Annotated in this window: 16 protein-coding genes and 1 pseudogene; 4 read left to right on the top strand and 13 right to left on the bottom strand. The window is 34.8% G+C overall.

Annotation, left to right across the window (positions count from 1 at the left end; translation table 11 throughout):
• The 7 genes from BTOYO_RS04170 to BTOYO_RS04200 form a co-directional block, all read right to left on the bottom strand.
• The gene (locus BTOYO_RS04170) at positions 1 to 1,092 is read right to left on the bottom strand and encodes an acetyl-CoA C-acyltransferase (RefSeq protein ID WP_001077971.1); all 1,092 of its coding nucleotides are present in this window, start codon (positions 1,090 to 1,092) and stop codon (positions 1 to 3) included.
• Entirely contained in the window at positions 1,085 to 2,548 is a 1,464-nt protein-coding gene (locus tag BTOYO_RS04175) for an acyl-CoA synthetase (RefSeq protein ID WP_000511382.1), read from the bottom strand. Before BTOYO_RS04175 ends, BTOYO_RS04170 begins: the two co-directional genes overlap by 8 nt.
• A gap of 65 nt (positions 2,549 to 2,613) precedes the next feature.
• A complete protein-coding gene (locus BTOYO_RS04180) occupies positions 2,614 to 3,189 on the bottom strand; it encodes a biotin transporter BioY (protein ID WP_001093347.1) in 576 nt (191 codons plus the stop codon).
• 123 nt (positions 3,190 to 3,312) lie between these two features.
• Positions 3,313 to 4,926 (bottom strand): long-chain fatty acid--CoA ligase, encoded by a 1,614-nt coding sequence (locus BTOYO_RS04185; RefSeq protein ID WP_000980193.1) that lies wholly within the window; start codon positions 4,924 to 4,926, stop codon positions 3,313 to 3,315.
• Positions 4,927 to 5,069: 143 nt separating this feature from the next.
• Complete coding sequence (locus BTOYO_RS04190) at positions 5,070 to 5,858, bottom strand: helix-turn-helix domain-containing protein (RefSeq protein ID WP_000505607.1); 789 nt, start codon at positions 5,856 to 5,858, stop codon at positions 5,070 to 5,072.
• Between the two features lie 266 nt (positions 5,859 to 6,124).
• Complete coding sequence (locus BTOYO_RS04195) at positions 6,125 to 6,685, bottom strand: GNAT family N-acetyltransferase (protein ID WP_002093465.1); 561 nt, start codon at positions 6,683 to 6,685, stop codon at positions 6,125 to 6,127.
• Complete coding sequence (locus BTOYO_RS04200; protein ID WP_000810202.1) at positions 6,682 to 6,885, bottom strand: hypothetical protein; 204 nt, start codon at positions 6,883 to 6,885, stop codon at positions 6,682 to 6,684. Before BTOYO_RS04200 ends, BTOYO_RS04195 begins: the two co-directional genes overlap by 4 nt.
• Before the next feature lie 153 nt (positions 6,886 to 7,038).
• On the opposite strand from BTOYO_RS04200, the pseudogene BTOYO_RS04205 reads away from it, so the two are divergent.
• A pseudogene (locus tag BTOYO_RS04205) lies at positions 7,039 to 7,852 on the top strand (GNAT family N-acetyltransferase).
• Positions 7,853 to 8,023: 171 nt separating this feature from the next.
• Positions 8,024 to 8,236: a CsbD family protein gene (locus BTOYO_RS04210; RefSeq protein ID WP_000160404.1), complete on the top strand. Its 213-nt coding sequence runs from the start codon at positions 8,024 to 8,026 to the stop codon at positions 8,234 to 8,236.
• Positions 8,237 to 8,260: 24 nt separating this feature from the next.
• On the opposite strand, the gene BTOYO_RS04215 is transcribed toward BTOYO_RS04210, so the two are convergent.
• Genes BTOYO_RS04215 through BTOYO_RS04225 form a run of 3 tightly spaced genes read right to left on the bottom strand, consistent with a single transcriptional unit; the run spans position 8,261 to position 9,801 of the window.
• Positions 8,261 to 8,512, bottom strand: coding sequence for a DUF2164 domain-containing protein (locus tag BTOYO_RS04215; protein ID WP_002039315.1), 252 nt, complete (start codon positions 8,510 to 8,512; stop codon positions 8,261 to 8,263).
• Positions 8,513 to 8,529: 17 nt separating this feature from the next.
• Positions 8,530 to 8,982, bottom strand: coding sequence for a peptidoglycan recognition protein family protein (locus BTOYO_RS04220; RefSeq protein ID WP_000402959.1), 453 nt, complete (start codon positions 8,980 to 8,982; stop codon positions 8,530 to 8,532).
• A 15-nt stretch (positions 8,983 to 8,997) separates the two neighbouring features.
• Positions 8,998 to 9,801: a protein phosphatase 2C domain-containing protein gene (locus BTOYO_RS04225; RefSeq protein ID WP_001223366.1), complete on the bottom strand. Its 804-nt coding sequence runs from the start codon at positions 9,799 to 9,801 to the stop codon at positions 8,998 to 9,000.
• A 144-nt stretch (positions 9,802 to 9,945) separates the two neighbouring features.
• Here BTOYO_RS04225 and BTOYO_RS04230 point away from each other — a divergent pair, with 144 nt between their 5' ends.
• On the top strand, positions 9,946 to 10,755 hold the full coding sequence (locus BTOYO_RS04230) for a YitT family protein (protein WP_000617799.1): 810 nt from the start codon (positions 9,946 to 9,948) through the stop codon (positions 10,753 to 10,755).
• A gap of 19 nt (positions 10,756 to 10,774) precedes the next feature.
• Here the strand turns inward: BTOYO_RS04230 and BTOYO_RS04235 are convergent, their stop codons facing one another.
• The gene (locus BTOYO_RS04235; protein WP_000844356.1) at positions 10,775 to 11,146 is read right to left on the bottom strand and encodes a VOC family protein; all 372 of its coding nucleotides are present in this window, start codon (positions 11,144 to 11,146) and stop codon (positions 10,775 to 10,777) included.
• Positions 11,147 to 11,381: 235 nt separating this feature from the next.
• On the opposite strand from BTOYO_RS04235, the gene BTOYO_RS04240 reads away from it, so the two are divergent.
• Positions 11,382 to 12,914, top strand: a complete 1,533-nt coding sequence (locus tag BTOYO_RS04240) for a BA3702 family sensor histidine kinase (protein WP_000087665.1) — start codon at positions 11,382 to 11,384, stop codon at positions 12,912 to 12,914.
• 53 nt (positions 12,915 to 12,967) lie between these two features.
• On the opposite strand, the gene BTOYO_RS04245 is transcribed toward BTOYO_RS04240, so the two are convergent.
• Both BTOYO_RS04245 and BTOYO_RS04250 read right to left on the bottom strand, forming a co-directional pair.
• Positions 12,968 to 13,579, bottom strand: a complete 612-nt coding sequence (locus tag BTOYO_RS04245) for an alpha/beta hydrolase (protein WP_000975464.1) — start codon at positions 13,577 to 13,579, stop codon at positions 12,968 to 12,970.
• Between the two features lie 24 nt (positions 13,580 to 13,603).
• Positions 13,604 to 14,542, bottom strand: a complete 939-nt coding sequence (locus BTOYO_RS04250) for a ring-cleaving dioxygenase (RefSeq protein WP_000412734.1) — start codon at positions 14,540 to 14,542, stop codon at positions 13,604 to 13,606.
• Positions 14,543 to 14,872: the final 330 nt, after the last annotated feature.

Consider the following 14,872-nt stretch of genomic DNA (forward strand, 5'->3'; position numbering starts at 1 on the left):
CTAGTCTTCTACTTTCTCAAATAATAGAGCAAGTCCTATTCCGCCCCCAATTCCTAATGTCGCCATTCCATATTTCATAGAATCTCTTTTTGTCTGATAAAACAAACGTGTCACAAGCATAGCGCCAGATGCACCGTACGGATGCCCGAGCGCAATTGCACCACCATTCACATTGAGCTTCTCATATGGAATTTGTAATTCCTTTGCACAAGCAACAATTTTCGAAGCGAACGCTTCATTCATCTCAATACAATCAATATCTTCTATTGCTAAATTCATTTCTCTAAGTAGTTTTTGCACGGCAAATATCGGACCAGTTCCCGGGAGGTTTGGATCCACTCCAACTACAGCACTGCGAACGAAACGAAGAACTGGCTTATATCCTAATTTTCGAGCTTGCCCCTCTTCCATTACAAGTACAGCACACGCCCCATCATTTACACCACACGAATTCCCTGCCGTCACCGTTCCATTTTGTAAAAATGCAGGTTTTGTTCTCTTAATCATTCTTTCATACTGCATTTCTCGCTTTATTACTTCATCTAGTAATCCATTAAGTGACAATACTTCATCTTGTATATATCCATTTTCTAATGCTTGTAGCGTCCGCTTATAACTTAAGCAAGCGTACTCATCTTGCATTTCTCTCGTTATGTTATAACGCTCTGCAACAAATTCAGCCGCTACTCCCATATCAGGATCACCTATTGTTTCAGGTGAAAATCGCGCTCTATTTTGAAAAGGTGACGTACTTGTACTCTCTACTCCCCCGGCGATATAGCACTTACCTGCCCCACCTTGAATGAGATGACACGCGGTACGAATCGCTTCTAAACCAGCACCACATTGCCGATCAATCGTTACACCAGGAATATGATAACTAAGTCCTGCTTCTAAAACAGATAATCTTGCAATATTACCCCCTGGTCCAACAACATTCCCTAATATAACATCGTCTATTTCCCTCTCAATTCCTTTACCTAGAAATGAAAGAAGTGGTGCTACTAATTGCTGAACTTCATAGTCTTTCAATATCCCATTCTTCTTACCAATGGGCGTTCTTTTCGCCTCTACAATAACTGCTCTATTCATGTATCTTCTCCTGATTTCTAACTATACTTTCGGCTGCAATGCGGGCTACTTTCCCGCTATTTGTATAAGGTATTTCATCTACAAAATACCATTCTTTCGGTATTTTAAAAGAGGATAATCTCTGTAAGCAAAAGCTCTTTAATTGTTGCTTCGTAGCACTTCCTTTTACGATAGCGACAGGCTTTTCACCCCAATAACTATCTTTTACACCAACAACAACAATTTCTTCAACAGCTTGATGCGTATATAACACACTTTCTATCTCTTCTGGATAAATATTAATTCCACCAAATAGAATCATATTTTTCTCTCTACCAACTATATATATAAACCCTTCCTCATCTTGATAGCCTACATCATGTACTGTCATCCAGCCCTCTTCAGTTAGCTCTGGAACTAAAACACCATCTAATATGTATCCCATAAAAAACTGATCACTTTTCACATAAACTGTTCCTATCTCACCTAGCTGTACTTCTTCTCCTGCTTCATTACATATTCGAACTTGCACATTATGACAGGGTTTCCCTACTGAATTTGGCTTTTTTTCACTCTCATCATCGACTAATGCTGTTACAAAACTTAGTTCCGATGCACCGTAAAATTCGTATTTTTTTGCATAAGGAAATATACTCTTTATTTTTTCTTTCGCTTCAGCTTCCCATTTTGCTCCTGACGAAATAATTTTCATCTTATTTTCTATTATTCTATTTTCTTTATATAAAGACTCCAGCATTGTTGGTACTGTATACATGACCGAAATATTTTCAGTCTCTAACTTATCCAACACTTGATCTGGAATAAACTTTCTCATAACGTGCACCGTTTGTCCTTCATATAATGCACTTATTGCGCCGTATAAGAAAAGAGAGTGAACGAGCGTTCCAGCTATTAAAATAGAATCCTCCTTTCTCATATGAAAGTCATATACATTACAATCAAAACTATGAACCCACGATTGTTGTGCACGCAAAAATGCTTTTGCCTTTCCAGTCGATCCTGATGTAAACCCCATATAAAAAGGGGCATTTTGTACATTTTCTCCGAGATAATCTCTAGGAAGGTAGTTCTCTATTATTTGTTTCCATTCATCAATTGCAAATACTCTTCTTTCTTCATCTAAAATATCATTTAACTTATACCCTTCCGTCACAACCATATCCGAATTACTAATTGCTAGTCTTTCTTTTAGCTCATCCTTTTTCCATTTCACATCTAATGGTACACAAACCCACCCAGCCATAGCAGCACCCGCAAATAGTTGTAAAAACTCCATACGATTTTCTAATACAATTGCTATTGTTTTATTCTTCGATTCTGTTACGCGCAACCAGTTTGCTACTTTACAAACTGATTCAAACCACTCTTTATATGTTAAAGCTCTATCATTTTCCTTTATCGCTATTTTATTCGGTTGTAAAGAGGCATGCTTTTTATATTCTTTTATAATCCCCATTTGAGATGTCCTTTCTTTACAAAATAACAAAAAGAAACACGTAATGAACGTGTTTCTTCTCTTTATCATCCCGCATTTGTATATTTTCCATTCTTTAAAGCGGGCGTAATAATGTGTTTCAATGAACGATGTAATTTTGTCACGAGAATTGCTGCAATAATTGCTTTTATGCAATCCCCTGGTAAAAACACAGCACTCACTTTCATTGTCTCCCATACAGAAACATCCATTAAGAAAGCTTGTACAGTAATGCCAAATACGTAAACTACGAAAATACCACCAATTATATTAATACATAATACTTTTATAATAGAAACTTCACGTAAACGCTCAATTAAATATCCAATTACAAACGCTCCAACGATATAACCAAGTAAATATCCTGCACTTGGTCCAACAAATACACCTGGACCCCCACGTCCACCCGCAAGTAATGGTGCTCCAACTCCAACTATAAGTAAGAAAACGAGCTGACTTAATGCCCCAAGACGTGATCCTAACAGGCCACCTGCAAGCATAACACCAAGTGATTGTAATGTAATCGGAACTGGTGTGATAGAAAGAGCAATTGGAGGTATTAACCCTAACACTCCCATAATAGAACTAAATAAAGCGACGAAAACTAAATTTTTTGTATTCATATTTGCTTCTCCTATTTGTAAACTTAAAATCGTTTTTAGATAACATATTATAGGAGTTATATTATCTTCCTATTTTTCTTTTGTCAACCATAAATTAATATAAGTTTACAAATGACAATTCTGTTATTTCTCTTTATGCAAATGCTCAAGTTCTTTTCGAAGTGCCTGTTTTAAAAACTTTCCAACAGATGTTTTCGGTATTTCTTCCATAAATACAATATCATCTGGTAACCACCACTTCGCAAACTGCGGTTTTAAAAACTCATATATTTCTTCTTTTGTAACCGTACTATTTTTCTTTTGAACAACGCAGGCAACTGGGCGTTCTTGCCACTGCGGATGAGGAATTGCAACGACAGCCGCTTCAAATATAGCATCATGTGCCATTAAAGCATTTTCAAGATCGACTGAAGAAATCCACTCGCCCCCGCTTTTAATAACATCCTTCGTACGATCAACAATTTTCACGCAGCCTTCCTCATCAACTGTAACGACATCGCCAGTATATAACCAACCGTCACGGAATCCTTCGACAGTACGATCATCGTTATAATAGCTTTCAGCGATCCAAGGTGCTCGTAAACATAATTCTCCCATCTCCGTACCATCCCACTTCACTTCACCATTTGTACCGACTACTTTCATCTCTACACCAGGTACAAGATATCCTTGTTTGGAGCGGATTTCTAATTGCTCTTCATATGATAATTCTGTTTCATAACTTTTTAAACGTGCAAGCGTTACGAGTGGACTCGTTTCAGTCATACCATATGCATGTACGAAAGGAACATTATATTTTTGCTCAAATGCTTTAATAACGCTTTTCGGTGCAGCTGCACCACCGCATAATATTCTCGTTATACTAGATAAATCGTAACTATTATTTTCTAACTCTTGTAATACACCGAGCCAAATTGTCGGCACACCTGCTGCTATCGTTACTTTTTCAGCTTGAATCATTTCTAATAAAATTTTTGGCGTAAACATCGGTCCTGGGAGAACTTGTTTTGTTCCAAACCAAGTAGCAGCGAAAGGAAGCCCCCAAGCGTTCACATGGAACATCGGTACAATTGCCATCGCCGCATCACTTTCCGATAAAGCAGCTGTATCCGCTAAACCAAGTGCCATACAATGCAATACAGTACTACGATGCGTATATACAACACCTTTTGGGTTTCCTGTAGTCGCTGACGTATAACACATACCAGCAGGTGTATTTTCATCAATATCTTTTACAAATTGGAAATTTGGATCGCCTTCTTCTAATAACTTTTCATAATGATATACAGGTTCTAGCGTAGTATTTGGAAGTTCATCTTTATCAGTCATAATAATGTAGGCTTGTACAGTTGATAATTGTGATTGAATATTTTCAACGAGTGGTACGAGATCTTCATCTATAAGTAGAATGCGATCTTCTGCGTGCTGAATAATGTATGAAATATGTTGAGGAGATAAACGAATATTAATTGTGTGTAAAACGGAAGCAATACCTGGAATAGCAAAATACGCCTCCACATGTCGATGATGATTCCACGCTAACGTTCCTATACGCTCGCCTTCTTTTATTCCTAATTTTTTTAGCGCACTTGAAAGTCTTCTCGTCCTTTCCCCTAACTGCTTATACGTTAACGTTGTAACTGTATCATGTGTCCGTGAAACAATTTCTTTCTTCGAAAACAGTTTCTCTGCTCTTTCCATCATAGAACTAATTGTTAGCGGTACATTCATCATCATATTGTTTACAGCCTCCCTTTAAAGCGTTTTCATTTTCGTATATTATAACAGACTTCTACAAATAATTACGATATTTTTCTGTATGTTCTGAATTATTTCTTTGGAAATAATTCAGAACAATAAAAAACATGTTTTTCTCTTGCTTATAAACTATCTACCTTTTTTCTTACTTTCTTTTTGAGTTTAAAGATAAAACGATTACTATATTCTTTATTTTCTACTAAAATTCGATACGTCTCTAACACGCCTAACACACGAACAAAAAGATAAACTCCAATAGCAATAAGTACAACACAATAAGGGTAATACTGCACGAGCTCTCCTGACGTGATTCGTTTTTTCTCAAATAAAAATGGTATTGCTCCTGCTGCGATAAAACAAAATCCAACGATCACTACTGCTGCATACTTCTTCTTAATAGTCGCATATCTTTTTGTCAATTCTTTTAGAAAGTTTTGATCAAACAGTAATTCTTCCTTTTTTAATACATTGTATCGACTCTCTTCTAGTGTTACAGGTACCATCATTGCTCCAATTCCAAGGACCGCAATGATAATGACAAGAAATGTAGACAGTGTTGCATTTTCTTTAAATAATAAATACGGTATTGTAGATAAAATAAGCAAGCTAAATCCTAATGCGATATATTTAGAAATTTTTTGTCCATACACTACATACCCTTCCGCCATTTCCTTACTTACATAATAACCATTTTCCTTTTCATTACTTTGCTCGGCAGTTTCTTTTAATAAGTAATCAAGAGAGACTTCAAATACATTTCCAATCATTATTAACTTTTCAGTTTCAGGAAAACCTTGACCGTTTTCCCATTTACTAACTGCTTGCCTTGTCGTGTTTAGTTTCTCAGCTAACGCTTCTTGAGAAAGGCCCTTTTCCTTTCTTAATTTAAAAAGCTTTTCACCAAATCCCATATGTGTGTCCCCCTTTATTTTCTTAACTAAATTGTATGTAAACATTGTCTTTATCTCTATCTTCCTGCGGTTGCACTTTGTCAACTTACGGTTGCGATCATGTTATATAGAGGTTTTCTATACGATTTAGCTAGTTTTCTTCTATAATTGTGATATTAAGAAACACAATACCTTTCAATAACCAATTATAACAATTAAAGGTAATTATTGTTATAAAAAATAAAAACCCCCTTATTAAATTAAAGGAGTTTTCAATATAAAATATTTCATTGATTCATATATCTTTCCCTAGATATACAATATCTTTTCGTATCACGATACTTACCTTTAATGAACAAATCCTTTTGAATTGTACATTCGTATTCCATATTCAAACGTTTCATTAATTTTTCAGATGCTTCATTTTCTGAATTACATCCTGCTTCAATACTATTAAGACGTAACTCATTAAAACCATAGCTAAAAAAAGCTGACGCCGCCTCAGTAGTTAATCCTCTACCCCCATATTTTCGTGATAAGGCATATGCAATTTCCGCTTTATGTTCAATTACATCATATTTTATAAATCCACAAGTCCCTATAAGTTTTTGTTCCTCTCTTAATACAATTCCAAGGGGGGCTACTTTTTCTTTTTCATATTGCCTCACAATTTCTTCTATATATTTTTGTGTGTCATGTAACGATTGATGAGCATCCCATACAGTATACGTTGACATTTCTTTATCTGAGGCATACTCATATATATGTAAAATATCACTCATATTAATTCCCCGTAATATAAGATGTTTCGTATACAACGCTGGATATGACCACCTCTCAATAATCATAACGGCTTCTGCTTAAACTTTTCATAATTCCGTACCTTCAATGAAAGGATATTCCCGCAATCTGTACAAATATAAGCATCTACTGGTGAAGATGTGAACATCGTTTCCTTTTTCCGTATTTGTGCATAACCGATAAACTCACCTTCTCCTATGTTTTGAGAGCCGCAATTAGGGCATGTCTGCACGTCTTTCTGTTTCATAAGAGCACCACCTTTAATCTGTTTCCACTTCCCTTCGACAGTTCACTTCCATTTCCCTTCCAAAAAACCTCTTATTCTCTTACATTTCAACAGGAATCTCAGAATAAAAATCGTATATGTACTATGAACTATATTAATTGACGGAGGAATCTTATGAGTATGATTATGACATTCAATGTAGCACAAGAAATTGAAAACGCAGAAATAGATATGCTCTCTTCTAGATTAGCGCTACTACAAGCAATAAGCGGAAATCCAATGCAAATACAAATGAAAAATTTCGGGAGTGCCACTGCCTTTTCATCAAAAGTAATTACTGGTCCTGCTTTTAATACAGTAAAAGGCATTACATATACAAATACAGATGCGATAGATGAAATCATCTCTTATTATGAATCACTACAAATCCCTTGCCGTTTTGAAATTACACCAGCGCAAGGTACAGCTGAACTATTTCAATACTTATCAAAAAAAGGTTTTTATCAATCTAGCTTCCATACCGCTTTATATAGTATACCGAAAGAAGATCCATCCCTTATTCCTTCTAACATTTCAGTGCGCCAACTAAAAAAAAAATGAATTTGATATTTTTGCAGACATATATGTACGCGGATTTAATATGCCTTCCTTTACAAAGGATGGTGTACGTCAAAATAACGAAATTCTTTACAATGAACCAGGCTGGTATTTTTTCATAGCAGAAGTTCAAAATATTCCTGCGGGCATTGGTGTCCTATATATAAATAAGGGAATTGCATCATTAGCTGCTTCTGCTACTTTGCCAGAATTTCAGCGTATAGGCTGTCACACTACATTAATTCAAAAAAGAATTGAGGCAGCTATTAAATCCGATTGTAATTTAATAATTGGACAAGCAAGGTTCGGTAGTAGTAGTCAAAATAATATGGAACGCGCTCATTTGAAAATCGCTTATACAAAATCAATATGGACTGCAAAAGACATGTAATTAACATTCTTTCTCTTTCCATTACAATTTTATACATTGTTTGACAATTCCTTTTCTATCCTATTAATCATTTGAATATTCAAACTAGATTTGTTACGCTATTATTAGATACATCATTCAACTTGCAATATGAAAAGAGAATTCTAATCAAACTACAAGGAGGAGAAATGTATGACAAAGCATGATCATGGTTTAAAAGAAAAAGTAGAAGGTGCCATTGATAAGGTAAAAGGTGAAGTAAAAGAAGTTGTCGGGAAAGTAACGGATAACAAAAAATTACAAGCCGAAGGAAAATGGGATAAAATAAAAGGCAATGCAAAAAGCACTGTCGGTAATGTAAAAGAAAAAGCACACGAGTATAAAGAACATAAAGAAGACAAATAAAAAAAGAGCCATTCGGCTCTTTTTTTATTTCCCTTCATTCTTCTCTAACACATACAAATCTTCTTCAATATTCGTTAATTTCTCGCTTACAAGCTTTCTTGCATCTCCAATTGCTTGATTATAGGCAAATGGACCAACTAATTTTATCATTTCTTCTATTAAACGTTCTGCTTGGAAACGTCCAATTTCATCTAAATCTTCTTCCATGAAGAATTGCTGAATTTGTGCTACAAGCTCTTCTTTTTTATCATTTGGTATTTTTATATTCATCATCATTTGTTACTCCTCTATATTTAAGATACTATTTTTCTTAACTCTACCATAGAAAAACGATTTCCAGGACAACTTTTTGTTACTCCTACTAGCTCCCTATGACCTAGTATATTTTCCTTCTTTATAGCAAACTGTTTCATAAACATTTTACATAAAGAATATAATGCATTCATTTGTGCAGTAGTTGGATCATACTTATCAAAATTACCCGTCATACATATTCCAATTGTATCTCGATTATTGTCTTTCGCATGTGCTCCAATATGTAACCCTCTTCCTTCAATTACCGTTCCGTCCTCTTCAATAAAATAATTGTAACCAATCCCGCTCCACCCTCTTACAGTTTGGTGAAATTCATGTGTTTTATACACATCCCATCCATCTTCTGACGTATGGTGAATAATAAGTTTATTTACTTTCCCTAAAGGAACTAACTCATCTTGAAATATTAAATTTACACATTTAATTTCCATATGAACTTCCTCCTCTTAAAAATCGATCATAATAATTGTCTTATCATCTGGCCTTATTCTCTTTTTCCCTTCTAACTCTTCAATGATTGCTACGTATTCGTTTATACTATTCTTTCTTATATATGCAACAGTTTGTTCGAGTGACCAATCTGGATGAAATAACCCATCTGAACAAATAAAAATCCCACTCACTTCATCTATATGTAATTCACCGTGTTGTAAATAATGGATGGCTTCTTTCATTCCGTTTGCAACGGAATACCCGCCCTCCATATTTGCAAGATAACGATTGTATTTTAACTGTTCTCGAACATCTTGAAAAACATGTTCTTCTGGCACAAATAAACCTTTTTTACGATCTTCTTCTCTCTTCTTTTTAGCTCGTTTACTAATTCCTTTAACTGTGTCTTTCGTTACTACTTGCATCGTTCCATTTTGAAGAATTGCAACGATCATACAGTCCCCTAACTGCGCATATTCAATTTTCTCACCATTTATTTGAACTGCTGCAATACATGTACACCACAAATGCTCTTTTTTTCTCGTATCAACCTTATATTCTAGCATCTTGTTCTGCAATAACTCATTTGCTCTTGCAACTGCGACTTGTAAACTAAGATTTTCCCGTAATGAAGTAAAATGTCTTGCAAATAAATGTGAAGCGATGTATGCTCCATTATGTTCCTTTTCGTCACGAAACGGAACGAGCGGTGTTGCACCATCACATACACCATAAATATTTTTGTCTTCATTACAAAAATAAGAATCCTCACACTCTTGCTTCAACGGGCTTTTTTGTTGATAAGTCGTTATCCTCATTTCTGTATCCCCTTTCAAATTACAAAACAATCAAATTGTTTCGATTAATCTAATTTTCCGAAATAAACTGTTTTTACCCAAAACTTTCAATATCATATATAATCTTGAAATAATATGAATTTTTTAGTGAAGGACGGGAAAAAGATGATCAGATTTCTCGGTGTTATTATTGGTTCTTTTATTATTGCGATTGCCTTTAATCTTTTCCTTATCCCCCACAAAATTTTAAGTAGTGGAATTGGCGGAATTGCTATTATTTTAGGGATTGTAACTCCTGTAAACACAGGTATTATTAACTTCGTATTAAACTTACCTATCCTTATTTTAGGATACATAGGTCTTGGAAAAAAAGTAATTTTTAACACAGTTATCTCTGTAATTGTATTATCTGTTGCATTATACTACGTTCCAGTAAAAATCGTAGCAACAGATCCACTTTTATCATCTATCTTCGGAGGTGTTATTGCCGGAGCTGGTATTGGTCTTGTTTTTAATTGTAATGGATCCACTGGTGGATTTGATATTATCGGTATGTTGTTATCTCGTAAGCGTGACATTAAACTTGGTGGATTCCTTATTGTTTTAAATGCAGTCGTTGTAGTAATTGCAGGATTCTTCTTCACTTGGGATGTTGCACTTACAAGTTTACTTTCAATTTATGTAACTGGTAAAGTAATTGATGCTGTTCATACGAAACATCGTAAAGTTACACTTATGATTGTAACAAATGAAGCGGAAAAAATGAAAAAACAGCTTCTTTCAACTGTTGTACGTGGTATTACATTACTTGATGGAGAAGGTGCTTATTCAAGTGAGAAAAAACGTGTACTTATGACAGTCGTTTCTCGTGAAGAATTAGCAAGTATGAAACTAACAATTTCTGAAATTGATCCGCATGCGTTCGTTAATATTACAGAAACTGTAGAAGTATTAGGGCTTTTCAGAAGAGGTTAAAGACTAGGTGGGAAGCCACCTAGTCTTTATTTTGCATAAATTCAATTCGATTTCCAAATGGATCAGACACATAAAATCTAATCACATCTGGCCGGGCATGATCATCAATCACTTCAATCCCTTGTTCTATAAGCATTTGCTTAAATTCATTAATTTGAGTCACATAAAAAGCTGGATGTGCCTTTTTAGCTGGTGTAAAATTCTGTTCCACACCAATATGGATTTCTTGATTCCCACACTTAAACCAACATCCACCTCGTTTTTTTAACTCTTCTGGCTTTGGAATTTCTTCCATACCAATTTTTTTACCATAGAATGCACGTGCCTCTTCTTCACACCCTACAGGTGCAGCTACTTGTACATGATCGATTCCTTGAATATAACTTTTCATTTTCTCTCCCCCTCTTCTATTCTAATATTATAAAGAAAACACACCCCTGTAACTTACAAAAACTTTATAAAACAATATAAGCTTCCCTTATTACCACCTTATATTCCTTTTGCAAAAAATAAAGAAAACAAATTTTTTTCTGTAACTTCCATTTTTTATAGAAATACACATTACATCTATATTATAGTTATTATTAGACAAATCTTTTAGATGCTAGTTGTACGGAGGAAATATTATGAGTCGTAAAAAATATTCATCAACTCTAAGAAAACGTCATCCGAACATTTCTGGACGTTTGCGAAACCATATACAAGATCGTTCTTTAGCAGAAATGTACGCATCTCTGTTCGAACATAATCCTGATAGTATTATTTCATTGAATTTAGAGGGAACTATTCTACATATCAATCCTTCTGCAGAAAGAATACTAGGCTACACTTCTTTAGAATTAGAACGGAAAAACATTATCTCTATTTTAGAAGCTCATATTTCTGAGCAAGTATTACAGTATATAAAGAATACCGAAGCAGACAATCAGCAAGAGTATATCCTATCTATTTATCATAAAGAGGGCTATTTATTAGACGTCGTAACAAAACTAGTTCCTATTTTTGTCCAACATCGTCTAACAGGTGTCTATGCGATTATGAAACCTCTTGAAAAATCAGAAAGAATCGAAAAAATGTTACAAGAAAGCGAGAAAAGATTACGTACATTAATGAATGCAATGCCTGCGTTTGTTATATTTAAAGATCATGAAGGTCGCTGGCTTGAAGCAAATGACTATGCACTTTCCTGCTTTAATTTCCATCATGTACCTTATCACGGGAAAAAGGACAGTGAACTCATTCAATATAATGCAGCGTACCGAGAAGCTTTTTTACACTGTGAAGAAGTAGATGAACTAGCATGGCAACAAAGACAAATTCTTCACGGGGAGGAATTTATTATACACAGAGATGATTTCGACCTCATCTTAAGTATATCAAAAGTCCCTCTTTATCATCCTGACGGTTCCCGTAAAGGCCTTATCGTGATGGGAAGGGACGTTACCGAGCTAAAAGAGACTGAAAAATTATTACGGAAATCAGAAAAGCTCGCCGTAGTTGGACAACTGACAGCTGGAATTGCCCATGAAATTCGAAATCCACTCACTTCTCTAAAAGGTTTTTTAACATTGCTACTGCCTGAAATAAATGAGGAGAATAAATGGTATGTAGATGTGATGCTAAGTGAAATATCACAAATGGAATCCATTACGAGTCAATTTATGGCGATGTCTAAACCTCAAGTTTTATCCGTTCAAACTTACAACATACAAACTTTAATTGAAGAGGTAGTCACATTTCTTTTACCGACTGCCATCATGCATAGCGTCCATATTATTATGGATCATTTTAACCATAAACATGACATTCAATGCGACGGTAATCAATTAAAACAAGTTTTTATTAACATATTAAAAAACGCAATAGAAGCGATGCCAAATGGCGGTAATATTTTCATTCAAATCAAATCGTTAGACAATAATTTCATCGTAATTCGTATAATTGACGAAGGCTGTGGCATTCCAGAAGATCGTATATCACGTTTAGGTGAACCGTTTTATAGTTTAAAAGAAAAAGGTACCGGCCTAGGACTCATGATGTGTTACAAAATAATTGAAGAGCACCATGGTAAATTACACATTTCAAGTGAACTAAACAAAGGTACCATCGTTGATATTCAATTACCACTTTCTTCATCCCATCTTGCAATCCAGTCTTAAATAAAAAAGAAGCATCTGCTAACGATTAGCAAATGCTTCTTTTTTATTTCCTTCTATAATACTGTATTGTCATACCATTCTTTTGCTTTTTCTACTTCACCCATTGTTAATTGATGCCCTCTATTTTCCCAATGCATTGTTACATTAGCGTTTGCATTTTCTAATAACGTCTTCAATTCTTCTGACTCAGAAGGCGCACAAATTGGATCATTTGTCCCAGCTGCGATAAATACCGCTGTTTCTGCTAAATTAGGCAATTGGATTCCTCTTCTAGGCACCATTGGATGATGAAGAACAGCAGCTTTTAACGCATCTTCATAATGGAATAATAAGCTCGCTGCAATGTTCGCTCCATTTGAATAACCGATAGCTATAATGTTATTTCTATCAAATTCATATGTTTTTGCCGCTTCGTTTAAAAATTCATTTAACTCCTTCGTACGGAAAATTAAATCTTCTTCATCAAAAATACCTTCTGCTAATCTACGGAAGAAACGTGGCATCCCATTCTCTAATACATTTCCACGAACACTTAATACCGAAGCTCCCGGATCAATTATTTCTGCAAGTGGTAATAAATCTAGTTCATTACCGCCCGTACCATGAAGTAATAACAACACTGGTTTTGAAGTATCTTTTCCTTTTTGAAAAACATGTTTCATCATAATCCTTTTCCCCTTTCAATTACTTTAATCTAAATTTCTCACTTCAAATGGTAAAAGTGTTTGTTCAATCTGTTTTCTATTTGGTTCATATCGCTCCGGTAACTTTAATTCCTCACCCATCGTCTCTAACGATTCGTCATGAGCAAAACCAGGAGGATCTGTTGCAATTTCAAATAAAATTTCACCGTGTTCTCTAAAATAAATTGCATTAAAATAATTTCGATCTTGTACAGGAGTTACACCGTACCCAAAGCGAGATACATGTTCTCTCCAATCTAGTTGATCAGCATCGTCGCTCGCTCTCCAAGCAATATGATGAACTGTACCAACGCCCATCTGACCGCGTCCAATTGTTGATAATTTTAAATCAATAATATTTCCAATATCAGCAGAAGAACGGAATCGGACAAATTCACCCTCTTCTCCAATTTTCTCAAGACCCATAACGTGTTCTAACAATTCAGCTGTTTTTTGAGGTTGTGCAGATAAAAGAACAGCACCGCCAAATCCTTTAATTGCTACTTCTGGCGTAACTTCTCCAAAAGTCCAATTATTTAATTCGCCTTCTTCTCTTTCAACTAATTCTATATGCAAACCATGTGGATCATCAAATTCTAAATATTGCTCCCCAAATCGAGTCATCTTTGTATATGAAACATCAAACTTTTCTAGTCTACTTTCCCAAAACTCCATTGCACCTTTTGGTACGACATATGAAGTAATGCCTACTTGACCGTCTCCAATAATTCCTTGGCGAGCACCTGCCCATGGGAAAAACGTAATAATTGTTCCAGGTTTTCCTCCTTCATTACCAAAATAAAGATGGTACGTACCTGGATCATCAAAATTCACTGTTTGTTTCACTAAACGTAATCCTAATACACCAGCATAAAAGTCTACATTTTCTTGTGGATGCCCTACAATTGCTGTAATATGATGAATCCCCATTGTTTTCTTTTCCATTTCTGCCACTCCTTTTTTATTTCATTATAAAAATTTGTTTTACATTCAAATTCATTATTCATTTTGTCCATACTGCAAAGTAAAATCCGCTATTATAATTTTATCTCGAATCCGAGATAAACACTTTAAAATTACACATTAACATTCGATCCACTGGAATTATCTCGAATTCGAGATAATTCACAAAAATATATTTGTTCGATTTATAATCATAATAAGTCTTTATTTAGAATACGATTTATCTCGAACTCAAGATTTATTATAAGTTACTTATTTTTCATTGTCAATCAGTTCCTTATTTAAATTATTGTTCTCTTGATTAACTTTATT

Origin of the sequence: Bacillus toyonensis BCT-7112 (assembly GCF_000496285.1) — a bacterium.
Classification (GTDB): domain Bacteria; phylum Bacillota; class Bacilli; order Bacillales; family Bacillaceae_G; genus Bacillus_A; species Bacillus_A toyonensis.